General features: G+C 59.4%; 15 protein-coding genes and 1 pseudogene. 6 read left to right on the plus strand and 10 right to left on the minus strand.

All coding sequences use genetic code 11. From position 1 onward, the window contains the following. From BLQ98_RS15505 to BLQ98_RS15520, 4 genes are read right to left on the minus strand one after another with little or no spacing between them, the layout of a single operon-like run. Entirely contained in the window at positions 1-522 is a 522-nt protein-coding gene (locus BLQ98_RS15505) for a TRAP transporter small permease (RefSeq protein WP_093734166.1), read from the minus strand. A gap of 37 nt (positions 523-559) precedes the next feature. Next, positions 560-1,645, minus strand: a complete 1,086-nt coding sequence (locus tag BLQ98_RS15510; protein WP_093734167.1) for a C4-dicarboxylate TRAP transporter substrate-binding protein — start codon at positions 1,643-1,645, stop codon at positions 560-562. A gap of 57 nt (positions 1,646-1,702) precedes the next feature. Beyond that, positions 1,703-3,250 carry a class I adenylate-forming enzyme family protein gene (locus tag BLQ98_RS15515; protein ID WP_093734168.1) on the minus strand — a complete coding sequence of 516 codons (1,548 nt, stop codon included), beginning with the start codon at positions 3,248-3,250 and terminating at the stop codon, positions 1,703-1,705. A gap of 6 nt (positions 3,251-3,256) precedes the next feature. Then, on the minus strand, positions 3,257-4,429 hold the full coding sequence (locus BLQ98_RS15520) for an acetyl-CoA acetyltransferase (protein ID WP_093734169.1): 1,173 nt from the start codon (positions 4,427-4,429) through the stop codon (positions 3,257-3,259). A gap of 111 nt (positions 4,430-4,540) precedes the next feature. Between BLQ98_RS15520 and BLQ98_RS15525 the strand changes: the two genes are divergently transcribed. Then, the gene (locus tag BLQ98_RS15525; RefSeq protein ID WP_235183679.1) at positions 4,541-5,110 is read left to right on the plus strand and encodes a PAS and helix-turn-helix domain-containing protein; all 570 of its coding nucleotides are present in this window, start codon (positions 4,541-4,543) and stop codon (positions 5,108-5,110) included. Positions 5,111-5,116: 6 nt separating this feature from the next. On the opposite strand, the gene BLQ98_RS15530 is transcribed toward BLQ98_RS15525, so the two are convergent. From BLQ98_RS15530 to BLQ98_RS15545, 4 genes are all read right to left on the minus strand, one after another. Further along, positions 5,117-6,544 carry a Y4yA family PLP-dependent enzyme gene (locus BLQ98_RS15530; protein WP_093734170.1) on the minus strand — a complete coding sequence of 476 codons (1,428 nt, stop codon included), beginning with the start codon at positions 6,542-6,544 and terminating at the stop codon, positions 5,117-5,119. After that, positions 6,541-8,091, minus strand: a complete 1,551-nt coding sequence (locus BLQ98_RS15535; protein ID WP_167354565.1) for an FAD/NAD(P)-binding protein — start codon at positions 8,089-8,091, stop codon at positions 6,541-6,543. Before BLQ98_RS15535 ends, BLQ98_RS15530 begins: the two co-directional genes overlap by 4 nt. Then, entirely contained in the window at positions 8,088-9,140 is a 1,053-nt protein-coding gene (sbnA, locus tag BLQ98_RS15540; RefSeq protein WP_093734172.1) for a 2,3-diaminopropionate biosynthesis protein SbnA, read from the minus strand. Before sbnA ends, BLQ98_RS15535 begins: the two co-directional genes overlap by 4 nt. A 310-nt stretch (positions 9,141-9,450) precedes the next feature. After that, positions 9,451-10,239 carry a sulfotransferase family protein gene (locus BLQ98_RS15545; protein WP_093734173.1) on the minus strand — a complete coding sequence of 263 codons (789 nt, stop codon included), beginning with the start codon at positions 10,237-10,239 and terminating at the stop codon, positions 9,451-9,453. Positions 10,240-10,455: 216 nt separating this feature from the next. On the opposite strand from BLQ98_RS15545, the gene BLQ98_RS15550 reads away from it, so the two are divergent. Genes BLQ98_RS15550 through BLQ98_RS15565 form a run of 4 tightly spaced genes read left to right on the plus strand, consistent with a single transcriptional unit; the run spans position 10,456 to position 15,787 of the window. Then, positions 10,456-12,501: an HAD family hydrolase gene (locus BLQ98_RS15550; protein WP_244148457.1), complete on the plus strand. Its 2,046-nt coding sequence runs from the start codon at positions 10,456-10,458 to the stop codon at positions 12,499-12,501. A gap of 2 nt (positions 12,502-12,503) precedes the next feature. Further along, the gene (locus BLQ98_RS15555) at positions 12,504-13,661 is read left to right on the plus strand and encodes a glycosyltransferase (RefSeq protein ID WP_093734174.1); all 1,158 of its coding nucleotides are present in this window, start codon (positions 12,504-12,506) and stop codon (positions 13,659-13,661) included. Further along, on the plus strand, positions 13,654-14,628 hold the full coding sequence (locus BLQ98_RS15560) for a glycosyltransferase family 2 protein (RefSeq protein WP_093734175.1): 975 nt from the start codon (positions 13,654-13,656) through the stop codon (positions 14,626-14,628). Before BLQ98_RS15555 ends, BLQ98_RS15560 begins: the two co-directional genes overlap by 8 nt. A gap of 4 nt (positions 14,629-14,632) precedes the next feature. Continuing rightward, positions 14,633-15,787: a glycosyltransferase gene (locus BLQ98_RS15565; RefSeq protein WP_093734176.1), complete on the plus strand. Its 1,155-nt coding sequence runs from the start codon at positions 14,633-14,635 to the stop codon at positions 15,785-15,787. Here the strand turns inward: BLQ98_RS15565 and BLQ98_RS18680 are convergent. Beyond that, complete coding sequence (locus BLQ98_RS18680; RefSeq protein WP_425263964.1) at positions 15,744-16,103, minus strand: allophanate hydrolase-related protein; 360 nt, start codon at positions 16,101-16,103, stop codon at positions 15,744-15,746. The genes BLQ98_RS15565 and BLQ98_RS18680 overlap by 44 nt on opposite strands. Between BLQ98_RS18680 and BLQ98_RS15575 the strand changes: the two are divergent. Beyond that, positions 16,077-16,784 (plus strand): annotated as a pseudogene (locus tag BLQ98_RS15575) (IS6 family transposase). The gene BLQ98_RS18680 and the pseudogene BLQ98_RS15575 sit on opposite strands and share 27 nt — an antisense overlap. Before the next feature lie 220 nt (positions 16,785-17,004). Here BLQ98_RS15575 and BLQ98_RS18130 read toward each other — a convergent pair. Further along, positions 17,005-17,889 (minus strand): glycosyltransferase, encoded by an 885-nt coding sequence (locus tag BLQ98_RS18130; RefSeq protein ID WP_244148459.1) that lies wholly within the window; start codon positions 17,887-17,889, stop codon positions 17,005-17,007. Positions 17,890-18,355 lie beyond the last annotated feature (466 nt).

An 18,355-nucleotide genomic window follows, 5' to 3' on the forward strand; every position in this document is an offset into this window, starting at 1 on the left:
TCAGTGAAAGTCGGGTGAAGCCTGCTTTTTCTGTGCAGGCTCCCCGAAGAGAAAAAGTTGAATAGATTGGATCGCCATCTGAATGAACGCGAACCACAGGCCCGTGGCCATGCTGGCCTTTGTCCACCAGATCGGGATCTTGACGTAGCCCCAGCGGTATTCGCGAATAGAGACGGAATAGATCGCCTCATGCGTGGCGGGGATCGCCAGCATCAGCAGACCCAAGGCACCTACCGCCCACGCCAGTGCGACAATACGGGCACGGATGGCGGGGGAGAGTTTTTCCGTCAGAACGGTGACGCGGATATGCGCATCGTCCCGTTGGGCCCATCCCGCGCCAAGAAACACGACCATGACCAGCGCCAGTTCGGTAAACTCAAAAACGCCGGTGATCGGGCTACCCGTGATGGCACGTACCAAAACGTCGAGCGTAGTGCCAAACACAAGGAACGCCAGAAACAGCATGGCGACCGCACCAAGCACATCGGACACGATTTTCAGTAAACTGTTGATAGTTTGCATTATCTAATCCTTCGCAAAATGCGATCGCGATACCCGATTACGATGCTTGGCTGATCTCGTAAGGGCGTTTGAGCGTTGCTTCGGCGTCGTACTTCTCGATTGCGGCATCGATCAAGGACTGCATTTCCTCGCCATCGATACCTGCGGGTTTCGCGGTATCTTCAAGCCAGGAATTCACTTGCGCAGGCTGAACCAAATCCTTGGCCATGGCTTTTTGCTCGTCAGAAACGGTGTTCAGTGTGACGCCTTCTGATTCAGCGGTTTTGACATAGGTAGCAAGCACATCTTCGTAGATCGCGCTGAACTGGCCGCCATAGATGTCATCGACGATCTCGTCCGAGATCTTGCGCACGTCGTCGGGAAGCCCGTCATAAACCCGCTTGTTCATGATCGTCGCAGCCGGGGCATGGGGGCCGTCGCCAATGTCATAGAACTGAGGCGCGATTTCGTGCAGTTTATAAGCAATCGCAGTCACGAAATCGAAACCGTAGACGCCGTCGAGAATGCCGCGCTCCAGCGCCTGATACACTTCGGGTGCGGCCATGGCGACCGCCGTACCGCCAAGCGCTTCGACCACATCGGCAGAGACACCGTAAGCACGGATGCGTTTGCCCTTGATCCCGTCTAACGTATCAATCGGGTCGCGCAGGATCAGCGGCGCGTAGTTCCAGTTGGTCCAGTACAGCACTTTCGACCGGTGACGATCTTCCCATTCAGCGCGCAGTGGGTCGAATTGGTCGTAGACATCGCGGCAGACCTTTTGCAGCGCGTCGGCACGGTTCATGCGGAAATACCATTCAAGCCCGCGGGTGACGGGCAACTCTGACTGGTAATAGCCGGGCGAGATCAATGTCATCTCGGAGGTGCCATCGCGCACGGCGCCAAGGTGTTCGCCCACCTTGTTCAGCGAACCGGACCAGTAGCGGCGGATGGAGACTTCGCCCTCGGTGCGTTTTTCCAGCTCGTCCAGATACCAGCGGTCGATCCACGACGGGCCTGCGGAATCCGACACATAGCTGTCGAATTTCAGCGATGTAGCGGCCAGCGCAAGCGACGGTGCGGCCAGCGTAAAGGCACCCGATGCGGCGGCCGCGCCGGTTTTTAGGAATGTTCTGCGTTTCATGTTTCTCTCTCCCGATCTGCGCGTCAAAGGCTGACACGCGTTGTTCTGCATCGCGGCTTAGGCCTGATGCTCTCCCTCCAGCTCTTGCGCAATACGTTCACGCAGGCTGGTTTTCAGGACTTTCCCATAGCTATTCTTGGGTAGATCCTGAACAAAGTGGTATGTTTTCGGCTTCTTGAACGAGGCCATGCGGCTTTTGCACCAAGCATCGAGCTGGGGGGCGTCGCAGAGGCCATCGCCAGTCGCGACGACAAAGGCCACGACATCCTCGCCCCATTCCGGACTGGGCACACCGATCACCGACACTTCGGACACATTTTCATGGGCCAGAAGGGTCTCCTCCACCTCCCGTGGATAGATGTTGGTGCCGCCCGAGATGATCACATCCTTCGACCGGTCGGTGAGCGTCAGAAAACCGTCCGCGTCCATCGACCCCAGATCACCCGTGCGCAGCCAGCCGTTGACGACGGTATCAGCGGTGGCCTCTTCATTGCCCCAGTAGCCTTTCATCAGCGCGTCGCCGGATACGACGACCTCGCCAACGTCGCCGGCGGGCAGGGCGCGCATGTCGCTGTCGACGACCCGTACCTGCACACCCGCCTGCGCAAACCCGACAGAGCCGCGCCGCGCGTTTGCGTTAGGATGGGCCGTGTCGGCGACAAGATCACGGGGCAGTACGGTGATTGTCATGGGGCATTCGCCCTGACCATAAATCTGGACGAACCGCGCGCCGAATACCGCCAACCCTTCTTCGATATCGGCGAGATACATCGGACCACCGCCATAGATGATCGTCTTGATGCCCGTACCGTCATAGCCCGACGCACGGGCATGTGCGATCTGGCGTTTGATCATTGTGGGGGCGGCGAAAAACACGAGGTTATCCAGCGCCTGCGCCAGCTCTGCGATCTCGGCCGGATCGAACCCGCCGGAACGCGGGATGACATGGCAGCCCCCTGCGCGGATGATCGGAAAGTGATAAAGCCCCGCCCCGTGAGACATAGGCGCCGCATAAAGCGAATTGTCGCGCGCGGTGGGGCTGTCCACATCCATCGCATAGGCGAGTGACATCGCCATGAGGTTGCCATGGGTCGTCATCACGCCCTTGGGCCGCCCCGTGGTGCCAGAGGTATAGAACAGCCAGGCCACATCGTCTTTGCCAGTGTCGACAGGGGCCGGGATCGCCGCGCCAGTCTGTGCCGCAGCTGTCAGGGCGGGATCGTGGATGCCGAGTTCATTACAGGTATCGGCAGGCTGGGCGCTGCTCGCGAATACCGTACCGGTTTCGGTCACGACAACACGTGCCTTGGCATCGCCGATGATCCACGCCGCTTCGCGCGGGTGCAGCTTGTAATTGATCGGCACGACAATCGCGCCCATCCACAAAACCGCGTGCAGGATCTCCAGATATTCGGGGCAGTTCTGCATGAACAGCGCCACGCGGTCGCCTTTTCGGATGCCTAAAGTGTCCGACAGATAGGTCGCCATGCCTGCGCTACGCGCCGCGAACTGCCCATAGGTCGCGTGCAGATCCAACCCGCAGCGGATCGCCGGCGCATCGGGGGACACCCGTGCGGCCTGAAGCAGCCATTCAGAAATATTCATATGTAATCAGACCTTGCGCGCTTCGAGCACCGAAACATAGTTGGCCACAGCAGAGCCGCCCATGTTGAACAGCAGCCCCAGATCGGCACCGGGGACCTGCAAATCACCGGCTTGGTTCGTCAGCTGACGGAAGGCCAGCGCATGCATGGAAACGCCCGTCGCGCCTACGGGGTGGCCCTTGGCCTTCAGCCCGCCCGACAGGTTTACCGGCAACGCACCGCCGCGGTAGACCGTGCCGTCCTCCAACGCGCGCGCGCCCTGACCCTTGGGGGCCAGTCCCATCGCTTCGTAAGTCAGCAGCTCTGCGATGGTAAAGCAGTCGTGGACCTCGGCGAAATCGATATCCTCAAGCGTGACATTGGCCGCTTTGAACGCCTGCGCGAACGCGCGTTCGGGACCTTCGAATGCCAGAAAATCGCGGCGCGACATGGGCAGGAAATCATTCACATGCTCCGCCGCGCGCATGGCCACGGATTTAGGGAAGGTCGCCGCATTTTCATCGGTGGTGAGGATCAGGGCAGCGGCACCATCGGTTACCAGCGAGCAATCGGTCAATCGTAGCGGCGGCGCGATCTCGGGGTTCATCTCGGACACGGTGCTGCAATGTTCGAAGGTGAACTCTTTATGCATATGCGCCAGCGGGTTGGACATGGCATTGGCGTGGTTCTTCACCGCGATCTTCGCCATCGCATCCAGCGGGCTGCCATACCGCGCATCATAGTCCCGCGCTGCAACACCAAAGACTTGCGGAAAGCTCAGCGACGCCTCCGCCGGATCGTTCTGGTATCCCGCACCGGCCAGCGCCTGCGTGACCTCTTTGGTACTGCGGCTGGTCATCTTTTCCGCGCCAACGACAAGCACCGTGCGCGCTTGCCCTGCGCGAATAGTGTTCATCCCCGCATGGATCGCGGCAAAGCCGGACGCGCAAGCGTTTTCGGCCCGCATCCCGGGTTTGAAACGCAGCTGCGGATAAGCCTGATGGATCAGGGATGACGCAAAACCGTCCGCCACCAGGCCAGAGTTGAAATGCCCCAGAAAAACAGCGTCGATATCATTGGGATCGATGCCGGACTCCTCGACCGCTTCGCGCGTTGCGGCGACGATCAGCTCTTCAAGGTTTTCTTGCAGGCGGCCAAATTGCGTGTGGCCGCTCCCGACGATGGAAACTCCGGTGGTCATAATATCCTCCCTGATATGAGGATCATTTTACGGATGTGCGATCCGCGATCTATTGGTAGAAACACGTAATATGATACGTATCACTACGTAGTGATTTAAGTAGAAATGCAGATGATCGATACTTCTACCACGCAAAAAGCCTCCAGCCTCGGGTTTCAGGAATCACCCGTGGCGCAGATCATCGTGCGCTATCGCCGCATCATCGAGGCCAACAAGGCGGTGGAACGGTTGTTCGGCTACACGAGGGCTGATCTGATCAACCGGTCAGTGCAGCGGCTTTACCCGTCGACCGCCGATTTCAACCAGATCGGGGAGCGTTGCGAAGCACGTATGCGCGAGACGGGGGATACCCACTATGAAGACGAACGCTTTATGCAAGCGTCAGACAAGACCATCTTCTGGGTGCAGGCCAAGGGGGCGACCCTATCCCCACAGGATCCGTTTTCGCTGATGATCTGGTCGTTCGAGAAGATCGCTGACAAGAGCTATCGTTCTGTCGACCTCAGCCCACGGGAACGCGAGGTGGCGCATCATCTGGTCAACGGGCGCACCTCGCGCGAGATTGGCGAGGCGCTCAATATATCACACCGAACGGTAGAGGTGCATCGCGCGCGGTTGATGCGGAAGTTCAACGTCAAGAATACCGCCGCATTGGTGTCTGAGATTGTCCACGCCTTCTAAGGGCGATTACCCCCCGTCGATATCATCCAGCGCGACGGCTCCCGCGTTCCCTTCCGTCACAAACACGTTCCGCGCCAGTGGGAACTGGTGCGAGCGGCTTTCGAGGAAATGCATCAGGTAGCCAGCGGTGTTGGGAAAGACCATGAGGTCTCCGGGTTTGACACCTTGGGGGAAGGACATCTTGCGCCGCGTCAGCCATTCGCTTTCTGTGCAGTAGGTGCCGGCGAGGTAGCCTTCGATAGGTTCCTTGCGCGGGCCGGGGGCGGCGACCATCAGCGGATCCAGCGCGAATTCGGCGAAGCCGGATCGGGACTGGGTGCGGTTCATTTGCACGCCGATCACGGGGGTGCCGGCGCTGTCGCGTTTGCAAAAGGCGACGCGGGCGAGGGTCATGCCGCAACCGTCCAGCAGCGAGCGCCCCGGCTCGCAACGTAGGAAGATATGCGCATCCCTCAGATGCGCTGCCACGGTTTGACCGTCGGCCATGTGATCGAGGATGCGGCGCATCCAGTCTTCTTGCACCAGAGATTGCGCAACGGGGTAGCTGTCGGCCTTGCCTTCACCGTCTGCTTTGCGTCCCAGCCCGTCGTTATGCTGGGTGATGGGGGTGCGGTCACCGGACAGGGCGCGGTCAAGCTCGGCCAGCCATGTCTCCCACTCCGCCGCGTCGTCGAGGTAGTTCATCGGGATGCCGCCGCCGATATCAAGGAAGAAAGGCGCGGTGCTGTCGCCCTTGATCTTGTGGATCAGGGGGAGCGTTTGCAGGATCGCGGCGATGCGATCCTCGGCGCTATAGCCGTTGAGGTGGAAGTGCAGCCCGTCGAGGCGGAGCGTTTCTGACGCGACAATGCGAGCGGCGAGAGTAGGGACCTGCGCCAGCGGAAAGCCGAACCGCGAATAGAGTTTTGTACCGTCACGCTCAAACCCGTTGAGGCGCAGGCCGACAGAGACGGGCTTGGTCGCCCCTTCGGCCACGTCCTCCAACAGTTCCAGCTCATCCTCATTATCAAGGATCACAGTCACGCCGCCACCCACACAAAGGGTCATCAGCGCGCGATCCTTGACGGCGGCGGTGCAGACGATACGGTCACCCGGCAGCCCCTGTTCAAGGCATTGTTCCACCTCTGCATGGCTGGCCGTATCGATGCCAATGCCCATATCCCGCGCGGCCTGCACATAGCTGAGACATTTATTCGCCTTGCGCGCAAACATGGGCAGGAAGGGCAGGCCATAGTCGGTCACACAATCGGTCAGCCGCGCGATATTGCGGCGGAAAGGATCGACCGACTGGATGTTGAGCGGCGCGCCAAATCGGTCGGTCAGCGCATCGAGGCGGGGGCGATCCCGCAACAGCTCTGCCATCCAGTTTTCCAGCCGCGGGCGCAGGGGGACGACGCCGTGGCAGGGGCTGAAGATCGTTTGCGGGATAGTCATAGGGAATGCTCCAGCGCGTTGGATTGGCGGGCGTTTTGCACGACGGCGGCGGCCCAGTTTTCGGGAAGATCATGGAGGGAGCGCGACAGCGTGTCGTTGCCAAGCACGCAGCCTTCGGTGGCGCGGCCGATGACGGAAAGGCCCTTTGCGATGCCGTCGCGTGTCAGGGCATGCGCGTTTTTATCGACCCTAACACCGCTCATTGTGCCGATACTGAGGTGCCCGTCGCGCAAAAGACCGTCGAGCGGGGCGGCAAGCTCGGCACCGCCAGCGGGTGGGATCGTGGCGTTGATCGTGACATCTGCCGTGGCCTCGCCCGACATATGGTCAAAGCTGACGATGCCCGCCTGTTCCAGCGTGATCAGCTTGCCGATGTTCTGCGCGGGCGGGCCGAAGGCAAGCCGCTCCATCTCTGCCGCGATCTGGCGGAAGTGGTGGGCATCGTCGGGGGCCATCTCGCGGTGGCTGATCCAGTTGATCAGCTGCGGGTAGCAGCGGCGCCAGACCTCGGCCAGAGCCCAAGCGCTGTCCTGGGCTCGGCGCCCCATGGCGATGTCATAGCCGATGCGCAGGTCTTGGCGGATTTCATCGGGGGTGAAGGTGGTTTCGGTCCGGTGGGTGAAGAACGCGGCGCTGGTGCCGGCGGTGTCGCCCAGAACCTGATCGGAAAATGACAAAAACGCGGGCCAAATGTGGTGGGTGAAGGTAGCGTTTGTGCCGCGCAGGATGTGCGAAAGCTCGGCGCGCCGTTCGTCCCAGAAGGCGTCGTCTTTCGGCTGCGTGAACAGTGCCGCCTCGACCTTGGCGCGCATCGGGCGACCGCTGCGGCTGAAGGGGGCGATGCGGCGCGGCTCCTGTCCTGAGGGGGTATAGTTATAGCCGGTGGCGGAGAGGGCGAAGACCCCGCCGCGGCCTTCGGTCAGTGCGAGCATCGTGTCGATAAAGGTGAGGGCGAAACCTTTGCAGCGCACGGTTGACGCAGGCGGCACGGCGGTCTGGGTTAGGCGCCGATCAATAGGGAAGGGGGAGGGGATGTGGTCGAGCGTACTGGTTGCGCCGTGACGAAACCCGTCTTGGTGTCCGGTTGTGATCAGGACGTGATCAACGGTGATGTTAACAGGCGATATCGACCACCGGTCCGCTACGCGCTGCAGGTCGTTTACGCGCGTTTCATGCCGGATCTGTCTCACATTGGACGGGGCCTGCGCGATGACATGCTCAAAGCTCCAGAACAGGTACTGGCCCACACGGGCGCGTGGCACATAATCCCCCGCATCGACGGGGCTTGGGCCACCCGCGGCCCACTCCAGAAACGAGGGACCGCGCCCACCAGTCCAAGCGTTGATCAGGCCGGCGGGGAAATTCATCAGCAGCACCTCGGGCTGGCGCGGATCATAGACCGGCCCCGCACCGGGATGCACTGACGGCTCTAAAATATGAACGACAAAACGGTGTTCGGGTTCACGCCGAGCCGCTTCGCAGAGACTATCAAGCGCATACAGACCCTTGGGGCCGCAGCCGACAATCGCAATCTGTCTCTCGCTCATGAATCCGCGGAGGCCAATCCTGCCAGCGCTTTCACATCTGCCTCGCAAATCCCAAGCTCCCGCTCGACCCATTCGGGGTCAAAGACGGTACCCAAATAACGCGAACCGGAATCGTGGATAATCGCGGCGACGGTTTGACCGACGAGTTCATCCTGCATGCTGCGCACCGCCTCAAGCACACCACCACCGGAACCGCCCACCAACAATCCTTCGCGCGCGACCGCGCGGCGACACCCGGCGACGCAGGTCACATCGGAGACACGGACGAGATCGTCGAACTCCTGCCCTATAGCAAGCTCGGGGATACGACCCGCCCCCATGCCGGAGATTTTGCGCGGACCTGCGTTGCCGTTGAAGAGCGTGCTGCCCATAGCATCCACCGCGACGACCTTTGTCTTACGCCCCATCCGGCGCAAGAAATCGCGACACCCCCGCGCCGTTCCGGTGCTGGAGCAGGCGACGAAGAGTACGTCAATCTGGCCCCCAAGAGCCGCGTCAATCTCGGCGATGGTGCCGAGTTCATGGGAGGCCGGGTTGTCGAGGTTGGCGTATTGGTTGGGCCAGAAACGACGGGAGTCTTGCTCCAAAAGGGCGGCGACCCTATCAAGACGCGCGGCGAGAAAATCTCCATCGGGGGCGTAATCTACAAGCTCGATCTGCCCACTAAGGGCACGGATGATCGCCACGTTCTGGGACTGTGCATTGGGGTCGACGACGCAGATGAACTGCAGACCATGCACCGCACAGGCCTGCGCCAGGCCAATCCCCATATTGCCGGATGATGACTCAACCACCGTGTCGCCCGACTTGAGCCGACCGTCCGCCAAAGCGCGTTCGATCATGTGAAGCGCAGGCCGGTCTTTGGCGCTGCCACCGGGGTTCAGCGCCTCGACCTTGGCGATCAGATTAACGTCTTCGCGGTCGAGATAGCGGGGCAGACGCACCATCGGCGTCTGGCCGATAAGGTCGAGCACATTGTCCGCGATCCGCGTGGCCGCAAAGGGCGTAGCTGTTTGGGAATGGGTCTTTACCTGAGTACGAATGTTCATCTGCGTAGCCTTTCGGGAAGCCAAATCATCTCTCACCTGCGGCGCAAGGAGGCGTCGCGGTTCGTTTAGCGTTTCTTCCACCGGCCGCATGGGAATTGCCTCATTTGAGGGTGAAGCGCGCTGGTGGGGAAGAGAACGAGGGTCGAAAAATTGCTAGTTTAGATTGAACCACGCGCGGTGAAAAAAGTTCCGCCTCGCGCTTGATATCAGTTCTGACAGGAAGGTGACGGGCGAACCTCGGCTGGAGAGACGCTTGAAGTATCCGTCCCTAATACAAGTTTTGTATCGATTTTTGTGGAGTGGGCAGAGGTTATGTCAGCGCTTCGCGACCCGCCGCCGCCTCAACATTCTCGACAATGCGCCGCAAGGGGTGACTGTTGACACCGACCCAAGGCGATACTTTTAGCCCGGGCCCATACCCCCATTCAGACGCCCGTTCCGCCTGGCTGGCAAAAAGCGTGCCCGTCCCAGCATAATCGAGATTGCCGTCGCGAATTCCCTGAGGCGCAGGCACCGTATCCACATCAAGAAACGCCGCGAGACGCGCCAGCGTTGCGGTGGGATTAGCGATCAGATCTTCGTAGCGAACGGTTATCACCGCGTGCAAATACGCCAAATCCCGCCGCACGATGTCATGGGCATCCAGCCAGTGGTCCATCATCGTGTCGTGATCTATGTCGACCCATTTGGAGGTGGCGGCCGCAACCGCCTCTGGGTGGCGGGTCACGACGACGAATTGCGACAGTGGGAAAAGCTGCTGATAAAGCCGCATCCGTGTCAGGTTCACAGGCGACTTTTCCACACGCCATGGCGCATCGGCAAAGAACGGGGCCCAGTCCCGTTCCAGCCGCATTTGAGTCTCTAATCTGTCGAAATATGATCCTTCCTTATGATGCTGCGCAGGATCGGTGGCGAATTGCATTGGCATGCCGTGACGTGCGGTATGGGGAATGGCACCTTGCAAATAGACGCCTTCATTCTCTGGCACAGGGGCCGCGTTTATGGCGCTGACACCGGGCAAATCGCCGATCACGCGCGCAACCAGACTGGTGCCCGAGCGATGCAGCCCGCCGACGAATACATAGCGATGTGGTGTCATGAGGTCCCTCTTTCCCGCTCGTTTCAGTTAGGGTGTTCGTGGGATGCGGCAAGTTGAAAGCACGTCGTAGGGCATAGCGGCTTTATGCGGCTTGCCCGTTCACCTGTGACTGAAAAGAATCTCTCAATCCGACGGGAACCATAAGGTAACTTTACTGTTAACTATGTGAAGCTTGCAATCTGAGCTCTGAATACATCAAAATTTTTGGAGGCTGATATGCGCATCATGCATATTTCGCTGGGCGGATGTCTCTCCGCCCCGCCCGTTAAGTACGGCATGACAGAAGATACCGGTGGGCACATCGCCTATGTTCTTGGTTCCGCTATGGCTCAAGCGAAACTCCCTGAGGTTGATGAGGTCACGATCGTGACGCGTCTATTTGATGCGCCGGAGCTGGGGGCTGTTTTTGCACAAGCCGAGGAAGATATCGCGCCCAAGTGTCGGGTGGTGCGACTTGCGTCCGATCGGGCTGAATATTTGGAAAAGGGTAATTTGGTGGGGGAGCTTCCGTCATTGCAAAGCGCCCTGTTAGAGACACTTGAGGCGATGGGGGAAGCGCGTCCCGATGTGATCCATGCGCATTTTGCAGATGCGGCGGAGTTGGCCCTAGCGGCGCGGGAGAGGTTCGGGATTCCGGTGATCTATACCGCGCATTCGCTGGGGGCGGAGAAGCTAGTGCCGAGGGAGGTACCCTCGGCCGAGTTGAAAGCGCGGATCGCACGCGAGACTCGGGCGCTGGCAGAGGCGGATGCGATTATTGCGTCGTCCCGAGATGAAGTGGAGCGGCAAATTCCTAAACTTGTATCGAATGCCGAAGGGCGTGCGCATCGGATCGGGCCGGGGGTTTGCGTGCAGGAAGCAGGCGATGCGGCCCGTGCGCGGCAAATGTTGGGCGGGTTTCTGAGGGATGTGAATAAACCCATAATCCTCGCCATAGCGCGGCCCATTCGGAAGAAGAATTTGCGGCGGTTGGTGGATGCCTATGCGTCTGACCCCACGCTGCAAGAACGCGCGAACCTTGTGATTATCGCGGGGCTGCGTGACGGGCTGGGGCAGGGGTGCAGCGAGCGTGATGCGGTGATTGCTGATCTTTTTGACGGGGTCGACCGGCATGATCTTTGGGGCAAGGTGGCACTGCCACGGCAACACTCTGCGCAAGATATCAGTGATCTTTATGCGCTGGCAGCCGAGGGCGGTGTATTTTGCAACCCAGCGTTTCACGAGCCCTTTGGCCTGACCTTGATTGAAGCGGCTCAGGCGGGCGTGCCTTTGGTTGCAACGCAATCTGGCGGGCCGTCGGACATCATCCCTGAGCTGGGCTTTGGTGCATTGATTGATCCCTATGATACAGCAAGCGTCACCCGCGGGTTGCGCCAAGTGCTGATTGCGCCAAAGCGCGAGCTGGCGGCGCGGCAGGCGCAGAACATTGCGCGGCGGACCTACGACTGGACGGCTTGGGCTATGCGTACACAACGGGTGATGGAGGCAGTGACGAAGGTGCCTGAGATCGTGGTCACCGGCGACGTGCGCTACGATCATCTGCTTGCCTGTGACATCGATAATACGCTCACCGGTTGCCGCAACAGCGCGCGAGCGTTTGCGCAGTGGCTGGGGCGGGAGGGAGGAATATATGCCTTTACTGTCGCCACCGGTCGCTCGGTCGCAGAGGCGCAGCGCGTGTTGACCGAGTGGGACTTGCCCACGCCCGATACAATCGTAAGCTCTACCGGAACAGAGATTTGGCGCCGTGAGGGTAGCGGGTTTACCCTGTGTGAGAATTACGCGGCGTTGGTTACGCAGGATTGGGACGCGCAAGCGGTGCGCGCGGCATTGCATGGCACCGACGTGAGGTTTCAGCCGGTCTATGACCAGCGCCGTTGGAAGGTCAGCCTGTTCGGCGCCACCAGCGATGTATCCGCGATCGAGGCGCGTTTGCATCAGGCGGGCGCCTCGGCCCGCATCATTCCGTCCCATGAGAAGTTCATCGATATCATTCCCGTACAGGCCGGCAAGGCCGCCGCGATCCGGTTCGAGGCGGCGCGGCGTAGCATGTCGGACGACCGCGTGATCGTGGCGGGGGATAGTGGCAATGATCTGGATATGCTCTCGCGCTTCGAGAACGCCGTGCTGCCCGCAAACGCGCTGGCGGAGCTGGATGGTCTGGCCTCGGTCTATCGCTCGCCGCTGAAACATGCGGCGGGGGTTCTGGATGGGGTGCAATACTATCGCACGCCGCAGCCGATGCTGATGGCGGGCGAATAATTATGCGTGATTTTCCTGACGCTCCCCTACGGCCCTTCGGCTATTTCGTGCATCACCAAGGGCGGGGCCATGCCGAACGCTGCGCCGCCGTAGTCAACGCGCTGCCAGAGGCGCGCCCGGTGCGGATTTTCTGCGCGCGCGACGATATCTTTCCGCCTTTGCGTGAGAATGTGACGGTGCAAAAGCTGCCCTCGCTGTTCGAGGCGCGGGGGGATGAGCCGCGTGGAGCCGCCTTGCTCGATACGCCTGACACGACCCATTGCGCCCCCGTTGGATGGTCCGGCATTCGCAAGGCGATGGCTGCAATGGCGCAGTTCTTTGCCGCTGAGGCACCGGAGCTGATGATCGTCGATGTCTCAGCCGAGGTGGCGCAGCTGGCGCGGCTATGCTCGGTGCCGCATGTCAAAATTCTGCAGCACGGCGACCGCAGTGATGCGGGGCATCGGGCGGCTTATGACGGCTCCGCGGGGTTGCTGGCGCCGTTCCACGCGGATTTGGCGCAGGAGGGTTGGAGCGCCTGGATTGAGAAAATTCATTACGCTCCGGGTTTGGGGGTGAATGTGTCGCTGCCGAAGGTAAAGGCTGCTCGCGCGCGACTGAAGCTTGGCAAACGCCTCATGGCACTGGTGGTCTGTGGCGGCGGCGGCAACGGGATTTCCGAGGCTGCCTTGGGTGTCGCCGCGCGCAGCTATCCGCAGATGGACTGGATCACTATCGGCGAGGTGCAGCGCGATTGGCATGCGACCTTGCCGCCGAACCTAATTCATAAAGGCTGGGTCGACGACGCCCCCGACTATATTGCGGCGGCGGATCTGGTGATTTCATCGACCGGCAACACAACCTGCGCTCAAGTGCTTACCGCCGCGAAGCCGTGGATCGTTGTGCCGGAATGGCGCTATTTCGACGAGCAAGAGGAGAAAGCACGTGCTTTGGGCCAAGCGGGTGCCGCGCTGCATTTGCCGCATATGCCAAGTTATGCCCATGCCTGGCGCGCCGCGATTGAGCAGGCACAGCAGCAACATAATCCAACGAGGCAGCGCGCTTTGGCGGGGGGGGCCGATGTGGCGACCCGTACCGCGCATTGGCTCAGCAGTTTGGCCGATCGGCTCTGGGACCGCTCCGACATTTCAACATCTTTGAAGGAGGTTCACCATGCGTGACGTATCCGTTCTGACAATCGCCCGCGGCCGCGATGCCCACTTGCACAACGTTATCCGTGGCTTGGCCGCGCAAACCGTGCCCCCGCGTGAATTGGTGATCGCCGCCATGCAGGATGAGCTATACGAGGGGCTGCCCGACGCGCCCTTTCCCATCCATCAAATCCAAGTCTCTCGCGCCGATGGGGAGCTTCCCCTTGCCGCCGCGCGCAACGCGGTTGCGGCCAAGGCGAGCGGCGCCGTTCTGGCCTTTGTCGATGTCGACTGCATCCCGCACCCCGATCTTGTCGCCGATATAGCCGAGGCGTGCCACGATGGCCGCGGGCTGGTGATGGGCGAAGTCGCCTATCTGCCTAAAGGCACCACGGAAGGTGGGCTTGATTTCCACCACTTCGACAAGATCGGGGTCAAACATTCCGACAGACAGGGGCCGCCGGCAGAAGGCTTGCGTTATTGCGAGGATTACCGCTGTTTCTGGTCGCTCAACTTCGCCATGCACCGCACCGATTGGGCGCGCAGTGGCGGGTTTGATGAAGGCTATTTCGGCTATGGCGGTGAGGATACAGATTTCGGCCGCGTGCTGGACGCCCGGGGGATCGACATCTGGTGGATGAAGGGGGCCAAGGTCTATCACCAGTATCACGACCATTGCATGCCGCCGATCCACCATGTCGACGCCGTGGTGCGCAACGCCGAATATTTCGGCGCCCGTTGGGGGCACCGCACGATGGGGCATTGGCTGCACGCCTTCCATCTGATGGGGCTGATCGACAACAGTGAAGAGGCACTGATCATCCTGCGCGCGCCTGATGAGGCGGATTTCGAACTGTGTCGCCAGACCGGCGATATGCCCTACGCCAACAGCCGCCGTGTGTTGGACAAGCTTCAGTGCGATCTGGATACCGAGGAAGAGCGCCGCGCCGCCGCCCAAGTGGGCGAAGACCGTATCTCTGCCTTCGCTGCGGAGTGACGCTATGAAGATCGCCGTCATCGGACATGTGCGCTTTCCTATCGCACGCCCATTTATGGGCGGGATGGAGGCACATTGCTGGCATCTATGTCGCGGGCTGCGGGCGCGGGGGCATGACGTGACCCTTTTTGCTGCCGGTGACAGCGACTGGGGTGGCAAGGTCGAACCCGTCGTCGACATTCATTATGATAGGGAGTTCCCCTGGCATAAATGGCACGGCACACCGGAGCTGACGGGGCATCTGGATCAAGCGTTCGAGCGTATCTTGCCGCGCATTGCCGATGGCGGTTTCGACGTGGTGCATAACAATTCACTGCACCGCTTTCCTCCGCGCTTCGCCGCACGGCATCGGATCCCGATGGTGACCTCCCTGCATGTGCCGCCGTTCGATGTATTGAAGCGTGCCATCGCCGATGGAGGGGCGCCGTGGTCGCTGTTTACCACCTGTTCGCAGCGGCAATTGGCAACGTGGTTTGATGACGGTACTGCACCCTTTGCCCGCGTGGTCCCCAATGGCATCGACTTGGCCGATTGGCCATTCCGCCCCCAAGGCGACGGCACCGCCGTCTGGATGGGCCGCATCACGCCCACCAAGGGGCCGCACCTAGCTGCAAAGGCCGCGAAGCTCGCTGGTATCCCGCTCACGCTTTACGGCACGATCGAGGATCAGACATATTTCGACAAAAAAATCTCGCCGCTGTTGGGTGAAGGGGCCCGCTACGGCGGCCACCTGCAAGGTAAAGATCTGGCCGAGGCCATTGCCCGCGCCTCTGTCCTGCTGTTCACGCCGCTTTGGGACGAACCCTTCGGCCTCGCCGCAATTGAGGCCATGGCCTGCGGCCTGCCAATCGCTACAGTCGAGAATGGGGCGATCCATGAGGTGGCTGGCGATGTGGCGCGTTATGCTGGGGCAGATGCTGGCGAATTGGCAAATGCGCTGAAGGAGGCGATCACCATCCCCCGCACTGAAGCGCGGAAGCGGGTGGAGCGGTTGTTCACGCTAGGCCAGATGTTGGCAGAGTATGTGGCGTTGTATGCCCGGGCGATTGAGGCTGTAGGGGAAGGCTTTGACGTGCTGGATTTTGAGGCGTTTCAATTGCCACCCGCCCCCAACCTTACACCTGCGCTAGATACTGCCGCCAATCGCCAAGCTGGGTGATGTCTGCGCTATCTGCAATTGCTTCGGCCTCACAAATGAACCCTTTCACCTGCCGCCCGTCTGACAGATCGACAGTGCCTATTCCCAGCGGGGCAGGAATGTCCTTCAGAAAGCTGCCGACAGTTTCAACGGGTAGGGACCAAAGCTCTACCGCAATGGGGGCACCCGATCCGGTGGTGCCTTTCACTAATCCCGGCCGAGCAGGGGGGTCACCGGCGAGAGCGTAGAAGCGATGGGACTGTTGCGTTAATCGTCGGCGTCGGCCAGCTTTGGGCTTTTGAGGTTGAGCATGCCGCGCAGATCCCCATTCAAGCATCACCGTTTTCCGCGCGACATCATCCTTTGCGCGGTGCAGTGATATCTGCGCTATCCACTGTCCTACCAGGACGTTGTGGATCTGCTCGCAGAGCGCGGGATCACTATTGATCGGTCGGCGGTGTATCGCTGGGTTCAGAAATTCGGACCTGAATTGACCAAACGAGCGGAAAAATTTTTGCGCCGGGCCAGTGTCGATTGGCATGTTGATGAGACCTATGTCCGGGTGGGCGGCGGGTGGCGATACCTGTGGCGGGCTGTCGACGCGAACGGTCAGATGGTCGATTTTCGCCTCACTGCACGACGGGACGCGAAGGCCGCTAAAGCCTTTCTGAACAAGGCGATTGAGCGTGTGCGACTGCACCCGCCCGTGACGATTGTGACCGACAAAGCGAAGAGCTATCAACGCGTCATTCGCGAAATTAATCATCGCTATTATCCACATTTTGACAGCATCCGGCACATCGACAGAAAGCGGCGCAACAATCTCATCGAAAGAGATCATGCAGCCATGAAACGGCTTCTCGGCTACCGACAGAGCTTTCGATCGCTGCGATCAGCCAAAGCGACCCTGAGTGGGATTGAGACGATCAGAACTATCAAACGCGGCAACATCCATCACAAGCAACCAGGCGTTCGAGGGGAGATAAAATTCATCAGCCAGTTGTTTGCCGGCGCATGATCCGGGAAACCTACATCGCCCCAACCCGGCCTCACCTAAACAATGCAACAGTCCCGGTAAAAGGCGTTGGATATGTGAAACCAGGGCGTCCGACCGGAAGTGCTCTCTCTGAGACTATGAAAAAATTAAATCAGTGTGCATTTGCATCATTTTGCGTTCAAAGCTTAGACATGATGTCGCAACAAGATCGAGATATTATCCTAACTGGTTTGCGATTATACTACGAAGGAGCGGTCGATGCCTGAATCATTGCCTGACGCCAGCGGCCAGCATCGCCATCTAGAGTCGGTTTTTGCGGGGCAACCCGGTTATCAAGCCGTGATAAAAGGTTTGGTGTGCAATATAAATTCTCGGCGATGGTTCGGACTTCTTCTAGATATGCGAGTCGCGAGGTATCGTCTTCGGAAATCGCCGAGATGAGACCGCGTACTTCGTTCGGCGCACAATAGAAAGCCAGATCACCAAACGTCGCCTCGAATCTGGGCGGCAGGATAACCGGCAAACCCGATAAAATCGCCTCAACGACTGTGCGGCCAAATGCCTCGTGGAGTGCTGGCGAAGGAAAATTTACGAACACGTCTAAATGTTCAAGATAAGTTTGGACACTGTCTACGCCAAATGGACGTACAGTCCAACAGCTTGGCACTCCCCCAAGGGCATTATCCACTGTTTCAGCACCGCCTAATATGTCCACCTGAATATCCGGATCATCTTCCGGGTAAACAGCAAGGAGGTCCGACCGATCTACCAACCACTTCCCTGGGTGGTCGCGCGCATGGCGCCCAATGACAATCGGCGGAACCATGTTGTTGCGAGGTCGGAATTTGAATTTGGAGGCTTCGATTACTGGCGACCAATCTCGTACGGATAGTTCAGCCACCTCCTTAGATTTGCTCATTTCTCGCTCGGCTTCCTCACGAATAATTGGTCCGGTGGGGCAGAGTTCGACCGAGGGCCAGCCCAATGAGGCTATTCGCTTGTGCAGTTCAGACCATGAGAAAACGGTTTTGCCATTTTCTCCATATGCCGAGTTGTTAACCACGAATATGGCATGTTCAGCCGATATTCTCTTTGTGAGCCGTCTGAAATTATTAGTCAGCATCATGCGTGGACCACGTACAATCAATTTGTTACATATGACGTGCTTTACGCGATGCGCTGGGTAAATAGTGTCTGCTACGAGTAGATATCGTTCGGCCGTCCAATTCCATTTCCATCGGCTTCTCCTGACGCTGCAATGCACAATCGCGACGCTGTATCCTGCTTCGACAAAGGCTTCTGCTTCTGTGACAGTAGTCGCAGCATTTCCACCGGGAAAGCCGCAATGAGTTATAATGCAAATATCTACAGATAGGAGGCGTTGAGACGGCGGGTCTTGGAGTTCAATGATGCCTGGAGGGGGGTAAAATCGACTAAAGACAGATCGATATTTGTACCACTTACACAGACCGTCAAAGTATTTCACTAACTCTGCAAACATAGTTCCTCATCAAACTGGATAGCTACTAAATTTGTAGTTCGCATGCCATGGATACAGGTAATATACAATTGTAGGGTAATCCCCCCTAAAA

This window comes from Sulfitobacter litoralis (assembly GCF_900103185.1).
GTDB classification, from domain to species: Bacteria; Pseudomonadota; Alphaproteobacteria; order Rhodobacterales; family Rhodobacteraceae; genus Sulfitobacter; species Sulfitobacter litoralis.